This window comes from Psychroflexus maritimus (assembly GCF_011089875.1).
Taxonomy (GTDB): domain Bacteria; phylum Bacteroidota; class Bacteroidia; order Flavobacteriales; family Flavobacteriaceae; genus Psychroflexus; species Psychroflexus maritimus.
Map to the genome: position 1 here is coordinate 56284 of NZ_JAANAS010000083.1, position 13245 is coordinate 69528.

At 35.7% G+C, this 13245-nt stretch carries 9 protein-coding genes; all 9 read left to right on the top strand.

Annotation, left to right across the window (positions count from 1 at the left end):
• Positions 1–9 precede the first annotated feature (9 nt).
• Positions 10–1275 (top strand): TolC family protein, encoded by a 1266-nt coding sequence (locus G7034_RS10060; RefSeq protein WP_166400831.1) that lies wholly within the window; start codon positions 10–12, stop codon positions 1273–1275.
• Positions 1272–2999 (top strand): efflux RND transporter periplasmic adaptor subunit, encoded by a 1728-nt coding sequence (locus G7034_RS10065; protein WP_166400832.1) that lies wholly within the window; start codon positions 1272–1274, stop codon positions 2997–2999. The genes G7034_RS10060 and G7034_RS10065 overlap by 4 nt, the downstream gene beginning before the upstream one ends.
• 147 nt (positions 3000–3146) lie before the next feature.
• Entirely contained in the window at positions 3147–4184 is a 1038-nt protein-coding gene (gene hemH, locus G7034_RS10070; RefSeq protein WP_166400833.1) for a ferrochelatase, read from the top strand.
• Between the two features lie 163 nt (positions 4185–4347).
• Positions 4348–5703: an MATE family efflux transporter gene (locus tag G7034_RS10075; RefSeq protein ID WP_166400834.1), complete on the top strand. Its 1356-nt coding sequence runs from the start codon at positions 4348–4350 to the stop codon at positions 5701–5703.
• A 124-nt stretch (positions 5704–5827) separates the two neighbouring features.
• A complete protein-coding gene (locus G7034_RS10080; RefSeq protein WP_166400835.1) occupies positions 5828–7096 on the top strand; it encodes a M23 family metallopeptidase in 1269 nt (422 codons plus the stop codon).
• 110 nt (positions 7097–7206) lie between these two features.
• Entirely contained in the window at positions 7207–9390 is a 2184-nt protein-coding gene (locus G7034_RS10085) for a carboxy terminal-processing peptidase (RefSeq protein ID WP_166400836.1), read from the top strand.
• Between the two features lie 28 nt (positions 9391–9418).
• On the top strand, positions 9419–10519 hold the full coding sequence (locus G7034_RS10090; protein ID WP_166400837.1) for an ABC transporter permease: 1101 nt from the start codon (positions 9419–9421) through the stop codon (positions 10517–10519).
• A 225-nt stretch (positions 10520–10744) separates the two neighbouring features.
• Entirely contained in the window at positions 10745–12919 is a 2175-nt protein-coding gene (locus tag G7034_RS10095) for a S9 family peptidase (RefSeq protein WP_166400838.1), read from the top strand.
• Positions 12919–13137: a hypothetical protein gene (locus tag G7034_RS10100; protein WP_166400839.1), complete on the top strand. Its 219-nt coding sequence runs from the start codon at positions 12919–12921 to the stop codon at positions 13135–13137. Before G7034_RS10095 ends, G7034_RS10100 begins: the two co-directional genes overlap by 1 nt.
• The last annotated feature ends 108 nt before the right edge of the window (positions 13138–13245 follow it).

Sequence of the window (13245 nt, forward strand, 5' to 3'; positions counted from 1 at the left end):
AAAAAATTTATGTTTAAAATTCAATATATACAACCAGTTAGCTTTTCAACGCCACTTCTGTTGATTGGTGTTTTGTTATGTTTTGGTTTTCAGCTGAAGGCACAAAGCTTAGAAGAGCTGAAAACCATCTCCGCTGAAAACAATTTGGAATTGAAAGCACAATTCAAGGCCTTTGAAGCGAAGTTAGAAAGCGTTACTCAAGCCAAAGCTTGGCAAGACCCTAATTTGAGTTTCGGCTATTTTATCAGTCCAATTGAAACGCGAGTAGGACCACAAATCGCCAGATTTTCGCTCACGCAAATGCTGCCTTGGTTTGGCACCTACAAAGCCAAAGGCAATATCGCTGCCTACCGAGCAGAAGCTGAATTTGAAAAATTTCAAGATCAAAAATTGAAGTTGTTTCTGAAGGTGGCAGAAAAATATTACGACCTTTCTGCTTTAAGGCACATCGCCGAATTGGAAGCCGAACAGCTTCAAATTTTAAAAGATTTAAAAGCCATTGTGGAGTCCAATTACGAAAACAACAAAGCAAATTTGGTAGATGTTTTGAGAGTTGAGCTTCAAATTGATAAACAAAGCAATGTGCTTCAAGTCTTGAAAGACCAAGACCAAGCTTTAGTCACTCAACTCAACCAATTGACGAATCGACCTTTGAAAACTCCCGTTCTCATTTCAAATCCAAAACAAATTTTGGAGCAAAAAGACATACTTGAAACAGATTCTATTTCCAAAAATCACCCACGACTGGAAGTTATTCGGAATTTACAGGCATCCAACAAAGCGGAACGTCTGTTAGCCAAAAAACAAGCTTTACCACAATTTGGTGTGGGCTTGGATTACGCCATCATTCAAGATCGAAATGTGATGGCGGCAGATGCGGGTCAGGATGCGATTATGCCAATGCTTTCGGTGAGTTTGCCCATTTTTGGAAAGAAAAATAAGTCCAGAAAAAAACAAGCTTCCCTTCAAGGTGAATCCCTTGACCTTCAACTGGAAAATGAAGAAACACAAATAGCTACAGAAATTCAAGTTGCACAATACCAACGCGACGAAATCTATAGTCTTTTGGATTTATATGAGCAACAACTTTTGCGTTTGGAAGATATGTTACAACTGTCAGAAACCGCATTAGCCAACGCCTCCATGGAAATTGAAGAAGTATTGCGACTACATGAAGAGCGTTTGCTTTACGAAAAGCAAAAAGCTAAAACGCTAGCGAAACTTCAAAAAACAAATGAAACTTTAATTTATCTCACCTCAAATTCAGAATTATGAAAAATAATTTAAAAACATACATTATTGCAGGGCTAATTTTAGTCTTGGGGGTCTTTCTGGGTGCTACTTTATTTTCTTCAGAAGACAAAACAGAAGCACACGACCATTCACAAGAGCAGGCAGAGGAGACAGTTTGGACCTGTTCTATGCATCCGCAAATTCGTAAAAATGAACCTGGCGATTGCCCTATTTGTGGCATGGATTTGATTCCTGCTAACAAGATGGAAGATGATGTCGATCCCGATGCCATCAAAATGAGTAAAACAGCTCGCAAATTGGCTCAAGTGGAAACTACGACCGTTGGAGAAGAAGCATCAAAATCAAGTATGAATTTCTCCGGACGCTTAGAAGTTAATCAGGATAATACGTCTTCTATTTCTGCTAATTTCAAGGCGCGAATTGAACGTTTGTATATCAACGAAGAAGGTGAAGAAGTGCAAAAAGGACAAGTCATTGCCGAATTGTATGCGCCAGAAATTCAGGTTTTAAAAGACGAATTGGCCTTAGCCACTCGACAGGAAAATGATGTTCTTCTGAAAAGCATCACTAAGAAAATACAAAACTATGAGCTTTCTGTTAGCGACATTCAATCCTTAAAAAATGCAAGATTGAAATTAAGATCTCCTAAAAATGGAGTGATTTCAAGTCTGAATGTGAAGCAAGGCGATAATGTAAAAGCCGATCAAAATTTGATGCGCATTGCCGATTTATCAACACTATGGGCAATTTTAGATATCTATGAAAGCGATTTGAATAGAATTAATGAAGGCGATGAACTTAGAGTTTCTATTCCTAATGAAGAAAATGTGACAGGCAAAGTGACTTTTGTGTCGCCTGTTTTGGATGCGAATTCTAGGTCGGCTAAAGCACGCGTGGTGATTCAGAACCCAAAACGAAACCTGAAGCCAGGGGTGTTTATAACGGCTGAGCTGATGAATACAGAATCAGAATTAACTGAAAACCAAGTTTTAATGCTACCAAAATCGGCTGTACTTTGGACGGGCAAACGTTCGGTGGTGTATCAGCAATTGGAAAATGAAAACGGTCTGTATTTCAAAATGTTAGAAGTGAAAACAGGAGGCACTTCATCAGATTTTGTTGAAATTCTTTCAGGTTTAGAAGCAGGTGATGAAGTGGTAACCCGCGGTGCTTTCAGCATAGATTCTGAAGCACAACTTTCTGATAAGCCGAGTATGATGAATCCGAAAGGAGAGGAAACATCATCAAGTCATCAGCATAAACATGGAGAGATGAACGCTTCAACTGAAACTGAAAATAACTTTGATGAAATAGCTTGGGATGAAATTCAGTTAAACCATAAGGATTTAAAAGAAATTCTTCAATTTTATCTTCAGTTAAAAGAAGCTTTAGCCAATGATGATCAAAGTGAAGCCATTTCGATTGCGCAAAATTTTCAGCGGGAATTAAAATCCATGCCTATTGAAGAGGTCCAAGCCAAAAAAGCAATTCAAAACTTGGTGAATGAAGTGTCGAACTCCAAAAAAATGGAAGATGCACGTCAATATTTTCAGTATTTATCGGATGTCCTTATCGCTTTAGCGGAACAAGAAAATCCATTAAACGAAACTTTATATGTTCAGTTTTGCCCGATGGCAGATAACGACCAAGGCGCTTTTTGGTTAAGTACCGAAGAAGAAATTAAAAACCCTTACTATGGGAGCATGATGCTAAAATGTGGAAGTGTAGAGCAGGAGTTGAAATAGAAAGTTATTAGCGGTACAAAATTGATAATGATGCATTCAACTTGCTAAAGGTGATAAGATTTTGTACTACGACATCTAAACTTTAAATTTTAATTATAGAATATTCATTAAAATCTATGTTATTTTGCATCTAAATAAATAAAAACTATGAAAGGTGTTTTATTAGTTAATCTTGGTTCGCCAAAAAGTACAAACCCTAAGGACGTGAAGACTTACTTAGGTGAGTTTTTGATGGACGAGCGGGTAATTGATTTGCCGTACATTCTAAGGGCTATTTTGGTAAAAGGTATTGTTTTGAACACTCGCCCTAAGAAATCTGCTGAGGCTTATGCTAAAATTTGGTGGGATGAGGGCTCGCCACTGATTGTACTTTCTGAACGTTTACAAGAAAAAATTGATGAATTTACTAGTGTACCCATTGCTTTAGCTATGCGTTATGGAGAGCCTTCTATTCATAATGGAATGAAAGAATTACACGACAAAGGTGTGGATGATGTACTTTTAGTGCCTTTGTATCCGCAATTTGCTATGGCAACAACGGAAACCATTGTTGTGTTGGCGGAGCAACTCAGAAATGAGCATTTCCCGCAAATGAATTTGACCGTCCTGCCTCCTTTTTATAACCACCCCGATTATGTAACGGTACTTGCTAGAAGTATTATTGAAAAAATTGAAAATACAGATTACGAACATCTGTTATTTTCATACCACGGAGTGCCAGAACGACATATAAGAAAGAGTGACATTACCAAAAGTCATTGTAAGATTGATGGAAGTTGTTGTCAAACCCCTTCTAAAGCACATCAATTTTGTTACCGCCATCAGTGTTTTGAAACAACGCGTTTAGTGGCTGAGAAACTAAATTTGAAAGAAGGTACTTACAGTACAAGTTTTCAATCTAGGTTAGGCTTTGACCCATGGTTGAAACCTTACACCGATAGGACTATTGAAAAATTAGCGCAGAATGGAATTAAAAAAATGGCTATTGCAACACCTGCTTTTGTCTCAGATTGTTTAGAAACACTGGAAGAAATTGCCATGGAAGGTGAAGAGATTTTTGAAGAAAATGGCGGTGAGGAGTTTACTTTTATTCCTTGCCTGAATGACCGAGAAGATTGGGTTAAAACAATGAGTAGGTGGATTGACGAGTGGGCGCACAAAGAAACAACTGAAACAATCGTATAAAATACGTGCTCTTGCTAAGTAAGTTGATTGCCAATTATCTAAACAATAGATTTTAGGATATTCATTTGTTATTTTAAGTTGATTTAGTGCACTTCTTTTAAAACCTAAATGCGAATAATAATTTTATTCTAAACCTTTACAATTAGTAATTTTTTGAAATAACATGAGGAAAGGAAACTCAGACGAGCTTGGGAAATTACCTATAAGCAAATTGATTATCAAGCAGTCTGTACCTGCCTCCATTGGTATTTTGGTCATGTCTATCAATATTTTGGTGGACACTATTTTTGTTGGAAATTGGATTGGACCTGATGCTATTGCTGCTATTAACGTAGTTTTACCCGTTTCTTTTTTTATTGCAGCTTTAGGTATGGCTATTGGTATTGGCGGAGCTTCCATAATTTCTAGAGCATTGGGGGCTTCTAACAATAAAAAAGCCTTAACTACTTTTGGTAACCAAATAAGTATTACCTTGTTGTTAACCTTAAGTATGATTACGCTTGGTCTTGTTTTTATAGATCAACTTATTCCTGCTTTTGGAGGTAAAGGAGCCATTTACGAACCGGCTAAAATCTACTACCGTATTGTTTTGTATGGCGTGCCTATTTTAGGCTTAGCGATGATGGGAAACGCCGTAATTAGAGCGGAAGGAAAACCTAATTTTGCCATGATTGCCATGATTATTCCTTCGGTAGGTAATTTGATTTTGGATGTAATTTTAATTAAAGGTTTTGACCTTGGGATGCAAGGAGCGGCATGGGCTTCTACAGGTTCATATGTATTATGTTTAATTTGGGTGGTCTATTTTTTTCTCTCTAAACATTCTGAATTAAAAATAAACTTTTCTCATTTTAAGCTTCAATTTGATGTGTTAAGAGAAATTTCTTCCCTCGGAATGGTTACCTTAGCCCGGCAAGCTGTAGTTAGCATTACCTATTTGTTACTGAATAATATTTTGTTTGAATTAGAAGGAGAGTCGGCCGTAACTACTTACGCAATTATAGCTAGAATGCTCATGTTTGCCTTGTTTCCAGTGCTCGGTGTAACCCAAGGGTTTTTGCCTATTGCCGGATACAATTACGGTGCCGAAAATTACAAACGGGTTAGGGAAACAATTAATAAAGCTATTTTATATGCTTCCATTGTGGCCGTTTTTGTCTTTGGAATAATCATGATTTTTCCGCAAGAAATCGTTTCAGTTTTTACGCAAGACGAAAAAATTCTTGAACGCACCCCTTCAGCTATGCGTTGGGTGTTTGCAGCCATACCAATCATTGCCTTGCAATTAATAGGTTCTGCCTACTTTCAAGCCATAGGAAAAGCTACACCAGCTTTGTTACTAACACTTACCAGGCAAGGCTTTTTCTTTATTCCGCTAATTTTAATTTTACCGCCCTATTTTGGCGTGATTGGGGTATGGATTTCTTTCCCATTATCTGACGTTATTTCAACAGTAGTTACCGGCTACTTTTTGAATCGTGAAGTGAAAGCCACATTGATTGAAAAGCAATCAAACTAAATTTTTCAGTAAATGCTTAAATTGATATAAGATTAGGTATTCCTGTAAAAATGATTAGTTTTGCAATAATTGCCCTAAAATAAAGTTTAGTAATAAAACAAGTTAAAAAAATTCATTTGTAAGAATGTTAAAAAGAATCCTCTCCATTATTCTCTTTATGGTGTTGCTAACTTCCTGCCAAGAAGGTGCAAGTAAAAAAAACACTAACAAAAGCATAGCGAAAGATAGTTTAGTTACAAAAGCAACTGAAAAGCCTAAAGACTTAAAGTTTGGATTGAACTTAGAAGATTATGAAGTTCATTTTGACACGGTAAGAAGAGGCGATTTTTTTGGCGGTATCCTTGACCAACACAAGGTAAATCCGCAGATGGTATATACTATTACACAGCAAATTCCAGATACGGTTTTTAATTCAAGGAAAATTAATGTGGGCAAACCTTATTTAATATTAAAGGATAAAGACTCTTTAAGAACCTTGGGAATGATTTACGAGAACTCTAAAGTTGAAGCCACTAAACTTTTTTTTGATGATTCTATTTATGTTGAAAAACACATTAAACCAATTGTTGAAAAGAAAAAAATAGCATCGGGGGTAATTACCAGTTCACTTTCTCAAGCCATTGATGACGCAGGTATCAATTACCGTGTTACAAGTAAGTTTGCCGATATTTATCAATGGAGCGTTGATTTCTTTAAGTTACAAAAGGGAGATCAGTTTAAGATTATTTATAATGAACGTTTTATTGATGATACAGTTTCTATAGGCGTAGGTGAAATTGATGCGGCCATTTTAAAGCATAAAGACAGAGAATTTTATGCCTTTAATTTTTTGGTGGATAGCACAACAGGACGTTACGATTACTTTGACGAAAAAGCCAAAACTCTGCGCAGCTTTTTCTTGAAAGCACCTATACAATACAGTAGAATTTCTTCGCGTTACACCCGGAAGCGATTTCATCCTGTTCAAAAACGTTGGAAGGCACATTTAGGAACCGACTACGCCGCTCCAACAGGAACGCCCATTTGGGCAACTGCCGATGGTGTAGTTACTAAATCAGGATATACTAGGGGAAATGGTAATTATGTAAAGCTAAAACACACCAACAAATACAGTACACAATACTTGCACATGTCTAAACGGGCAGTAAAAGTAGGAGAGTACGTTAAACAAGGAGAATTAATTGGTTATGTTGGAGCAACAGGTTTAGCAACTGGCCCTCATGTTTGTTATCGATTTTGGGTAAATGGGAAGCAAGTTGATCCCTACAAACAAGATTTACCCGATGCAGAACCCATGGAAGAAGAAATGAAACCTAGCTATTTTGAATTTATACAACCTATTAAAGAAGAACTAGACAGCCTAGAATATATTGAAGTGGATGTGGAGGCTTAACTAAAAATAGATACTTTAACAAGCTATTAGTTTTAAAAATTTGTTTACTAACTTATTTATTTAGTAGTTTTGATACTTGCCTTAAAAAATCTAATAATCAAGAATTTAGTATGAGGAATAATATTATGATTTTGATGATAACTGTGCTACTAGCAGTTACATCCTGTAGTTTTACCACCAAGAAGTTTGATGCCGATTCCGATAAAGATCGGGTATTAATTGAATTAATGATGTACGTTTTAGAGCGTGGTCATTTTGATTTAAGAGAAGTTGATGATGAATTTTCTGAACAGGTTTTTGAAGACTTCATTCAAGCTCTAGACCCCTTAAAACGTCACTTCTTGCAAGAAGATATTGATGATTTTGAAGAATATCGTTTTCTAATTGATGACCAAATTAAAAATCAAGAATTCGATTTTTTTGATTTGGCTTATAATCGACTTCAAATGCGAATTAAAGATGCTAAAGCGATATACCCGAAGCTATTAGATACCTCTTTTAACTTTGAAGAAGATGAAGAAATTGATACCGATTATGAAAAATTACCCTATGCTGAAACCAAAGCCGAACTTCAAGATCGTTGGAAAAAGCAATTAAAGTTCTCTGCTTTAGGAACTTATTATGATATGCTTGATACACAAAACAAAAAACTTGAAAAGTTGAGTGAAAAAAATCAGGATGAGGAAACAGACACAGCGGATGAAATAGAAGTTGAAGAAGATTTTAAGCCTCAAAGTCTTGAAGAGCTAGAAAGAGAAGCAAGAACAACTACCCGAGAATCTATTGAAACTTATTTTGAAAACACCAATGATATTGAGCGTGAAGATTGGTTTGGTTTGTATATTAATTCTGTTGCTTCTCAGTTTGATCCGCACACCAATTACTTTGCACCGCAGGACAAAGATCGATTTGATGTTTCTATGTCTGGAAAATTAGAGGGAATTGGCGCAAGATTAAGAAAAGAAAGAGACCAAGTTAAAATTGATGAAGTGATTTCTGGAGGGCCAGCCTGGAAAGATGGCCAATTAGAAACAGGCGATTTAATTCAGCGTGTACGTCAAGAAGATGAGGCAGAATCAGTGAGTATTATAGGTATGCGTTTAGATGATGCCGTTGATTTAATCAAAGGTAAAAAAGGAACAAAAGTAATTTTAACCGTTAAAAAAGTAGATGGCAGTATTGAAGAAATTGAATTGGTTAGGGATATTGTTGAAATTGATGAAACTTATGCAAAAACTAGCTTAGTTGAAAAAGAACAAGTAAAATACGGAGTAATTAACTTACCTAAGTTTTATTTTGATATGCAAGACTACAACCAAAGAAATGCAGCTTCAGATATGAAAAAAGAAGTTTTGCGACTTATTGACGAAGGAGCTGAAGGTTTGGTTATTGATCTAAGAAATAATGGAGGAGGCTCTTTATCTACTGTAGTTGATATTGCTGGCTTGTTTATAGAGAGCGGGCCTGTTGTTCAAGTAAAGTCTTCCGACGGAGATAAAGACGTATTGAAAGATAAGGATTCTAAAATTGTATGGGATGGTCCGCTAGTTATTATGGTTAACGAAATTTCAGCCTCAGCTTCTGAAATTTTAGCGGCTGCTATGCAAGACTATGAACGTGCAATTATTATGGGCAGCGAACAAACTTACGGAAAAGGTACAGTTCAAAATTTAGTTGACCTCAACCGCTGGATGAAAGGAAGTAAGTTTGGAGATATGGGCGCTTTAAAATTAACCACCCAAAAATTCTACCGCGTAAATGGAGGTTCAACTCAATTAAAAGGAGTATCTAGCGATATTGTAATGCCCGATCGTTACATGTATATTGATTTAGGTGAACGGGATTATGATAATCCTTTAGCTTGGGATAAAATTACTCCTGCTAAATTCGAAAAATGGAAAGGCTATAAAAATATTGAATCGGTGATTCAAGCATCTAAAGAACGTATTGCTTCTAATGAGCAGCTTTCATTGATTGAAGAAAATGCTAAATGGGTTGAACTTCAACGAGAGCGAAACGTATTTCCTCTGCATATTGATTTATATGCCGCCCACAATCAAAAAATTGAGGAAAAAGCCAAAAAGTTCAAAAAAATTAACGACTATGAAACCAAGTTAGAGTACATCTCTTTGCCATATGAACTTGAAGCTATTGAAAAAGATTCTAGTTTAGGCGAAAAGCGAGAGCGATGGCACAAAAACTTGAAAAAAGATGTTTATGTTGAAGAAGCTATTAACGTCTTAGAAGATTTAAGAAAACAAACCGTAGGAAGTAAATTAGTTAAAGCAAATTAACTATTTTAGCCATCAGGCAAGATAGCTAATGAGTAAACAATTAACATCAAAAAATAAAGCGCTTCAAAAGTTTAAAAAAAACTTTTGGGGCGTTTCTTGTTTGGCTTTTATACTTCTTGTTGCATTGGCTGGTATAACAGCTTATTTGTGGATTCCAGACAACTCAAATAACGCCAATCAAATGGCCTTGAATATCCAATTGAAATCGCCTGGTTTTCAAACTAAAGTCATTGAATTACCCAACCAAAAACAGGCAAATACCTTGGGAACTTTTTTTTTAGGACATGAACATCCCAATGAAATAATACCCATAACCACATACCGATTTACCAAAGATACGTTGCATTATGTACCTTATAATGCAGAAGGAAAAACCGATTTATTAGAAAAAGTAATTCCGTTATCGACTTTTCAGCAATCAAAAAAAGCTGAGATAGAAAATACTAGTATTTACTCTAAAATGTATATTTTAGGTACCGACCGCTACGGAAGAGATTTATTAAGTCGCTTAATTTTAGGTATAAGGATTTCACTTTCTATAGGCTTTGTAGCGGTATTTATTTCATTAATCATAGGAATAACATTGGGAGCAATTGGCGGTTATTTTGGAGGAAAGACAGACACTTTTATTATGTGGCTCATTAATGTGACCTGGTCTATCCCTACATTACTTTTAGTGATTGCTATTACTTTAGCTTTAGGCAAAGGCTTTTATCAAGTTTTTATTGCCGTAGGCTTAACCATGTGGGTTGAGGTAGCTAGAATAGTTCGTGGTCAAGTTATTTCAGTCAAAGAAATGCAATACATTACTGCAGCTAGAGCTTTAGGTTTTAAAGATGCTAGAATAATTTTCAAACATATTTTACCTAACATTTTAGCCCCTGTAATTGTGATTTCAGCAGCTAATTTTGCTGCTGCAATTTTAGTAGAAAGCGGTTTAAGTTTTCTAGGCATTGGCGCACAGCCACCCACACCAAGTTGGGGCGGCATGATTAAAGATCATTACGCTTATATTAGTTTAGGAAAACCTTACCTGGCTATTATTCCAGGTTTGGCTATTATGCTTTCGGTCATGTCGTTTATGTTAATTGGTAATGCACTAAGAGACGCCTTGGATGTGAAAACTTAAGTTAGAAATTTTGAGTTTTATGCAATTGATGGTGATAGGGTTAACATTCCACCGAAAAACAAGCAAAAATCCCTTTTTTTTTAGTAAAATTGATGATTGATTCTGAATCAAGGAAAACCTTAATTCAGTTTATTTAATAAAAAGCAAAATCTTTTTAAACTATTTTCAAAAATTGTTTAGAAAAGTGAATTTAATTATATAATCAATTGATAATTTTACATAATCATGCCTAAAATTAGTACTTTAATCGCCTTCCTTTTTTTGGTTACTACAGCTGCTCAAGCCCAAGAAAAAAAAATTAGTCTAGAAGAAATCTGGGGAGGTGCTTTTCAAACCAAAGGAATGCAATCCTTACAATCATTAAATAACGGTCAAGAATATATTGTTCAGGAATACGACCGCCAAAAAGGCGAAATGAAAGTTGTGGTATATAGCTACAAAACCGGTAAAAAAGTGCGCACTTTGTTTTCGTCAATAGATATGCGTGGATTAAATTTCTTTCAAAATTTTGAATTAAGTGATGACGAATCAAAAGTAATTCTTGGTACAGAGATAGAAGCAATTTTCAGAAGAAGTACGCGTGGAATTTTTTATGCGTATGATCTAGAAAAGAAAGAGCTTCAGTTAATTGATGATGAGCCTATTCAAGAACCTACTTTTTCGCCTGATGCTACAAAAGTTGCTTATGTCAAAAACAATAATATTTATGTACGTAATTTATCAAACAATAAAAAAACACAACTTACTTCAGACGGAAAAAAGAATGAAATCATCAACGGGGTAACGGATTGGGTGTATGAAGAAGAATTTGCCTTTGTAAGGGCATTTCAGTGGAATTCAGCCGGAAACCAGCTGGCTTATTTGCGTTTTGATGAAACTGAAGTCACTGAGTTTTCAATGGATTTATTTGGTAGCTACGGCCAGTTTTTATACCCACAACAAGAGGTGTTTAAGTATCCTAAAGCTGGAGACGACAATGCTAAGGTGAGTTTGCATTGCTTCGACTTAGAACAAAACAAATCGATTGATGTAGATTTAGGCGAATACGAATACATTCCAAGAATTAAATGGACAAATAATGCTAATTTACTTAGTGTACAAACCATGAATAGGCATCAAAACGAACTGCATCTTCAGTTAGTTGATGTTTCTAAGAATAGCACAAGTACTATTTTTAAAGACACCGATGAAGCTTATGTTGAGGTTACCGATTACCTAACTTTCTTAGCCGATAACAGCTTTATTTGGACGAGCGAAAAGGACGGATGGAATCATATTTACCACTATTCGTTAGACGGTCAACTAAAAAATCAGCTTACTTCTGGAAATTGGGAGGTTACTAAGTACTACGGTTACGATAAAGAATCAAAGCGAATTTTTTACCAAAGTACAGAAAGCGGAAGTGTAAATCGCGGGGTTTATTCCATTCAACTAAATGGCAAAGGAAAGCAAAATTTAGCTACTGAACCTGGCACAAATTCGGCTTCTTTTTCAGCAGATTTCACCTATTTTATTAATACCTTTCAAAACACGATAACCCCACCCATATATAGCTTATATTTAGCTAAAAACGCTAAGTTGGTGAGGAAAATAAAGGACAATCAAAAGCTAGAAAAAAAACTTTCGAGGTACGCATTAAGTCCAAAGGAAATCTCGCAACTTGAAGTCAACGGCGAAATGCTTAACATGTGGATGATTAAGCCTACCGGTTTTTCAGAAGATAAAAAATACCCAGTTTTTATGAGCCAGTATTCAGGCCCAGGCTCACAATCGGTTGCCAATACCTTTTTAGGAGCAAACGATTATTGGTATCAGCTGCTAGCCAACCAAGGCTATGTAGTGGTTTGTATAGATGGAAGAGGAACAGGCTATAAAGGAAGAGATTTTAAAAAAGTGACCCAAGGTGAATTAGGGAAATATGAACTAGAAGACCAAGCTGAAGCTGCTAAAATCTTAGGGAAATACGATTGGATTGACCAAGATAGAATTGGTATTTGGGGCTGGAGTTACGGCGGATTTATGGCTTCTAATGCTATTTTGCAACATCCTGATGTGTTTTCTACAGCAATTGCAGTTGCTCCTGTAACCAGTTGGCGATTTTACGATACCATTTATACAGAAAGGTACATGAAAACGCCTCAAGAAAATGCCAAAGGTTACGATGATAATTCGCCTATTACTCACGCTTCTCAATTAGATGGAAATTACTTGTTAATTCACGGTGGAGGTGATGATAATGTGCATGTGCAAAACACCATGATTATGATTGAAGCTTTGGTACAAGCCAATAAGCAATTTGATTGGCGTGTTTATCCCGATAAAAATCATGGTATTTATGGAGGAAATACACGTTTGCATTTATATACCTTAATGACGAATTTTATTTTAGAAAATTTATAGTGGAAGTCAAATTTCAAAGCAAAGCCGAAAGTAAAAGACAACAACAGGAAGCATTTTTAAAACTTTCTGGTGAAGAGCGATTTTTGCAGTTTTTGAAGCTTTCACGAAGAATAAATAAACTGTTTTCACCAAAAGATGAATTGAGTTTTGAAGAGAGAAATAAAGGTAACTTTCTATTGATTCATAAAGATTTGCAGCAAGATGGTGGAATGGGGTGAGAATTTTGAAAAGCACACAGAATTAAAAGATTTTGAAAACAATAAAACAAAATCCCTAAATTTTGTTTGAATAGAATATCCATATTCAAGGAAATACTTAGTAAATTT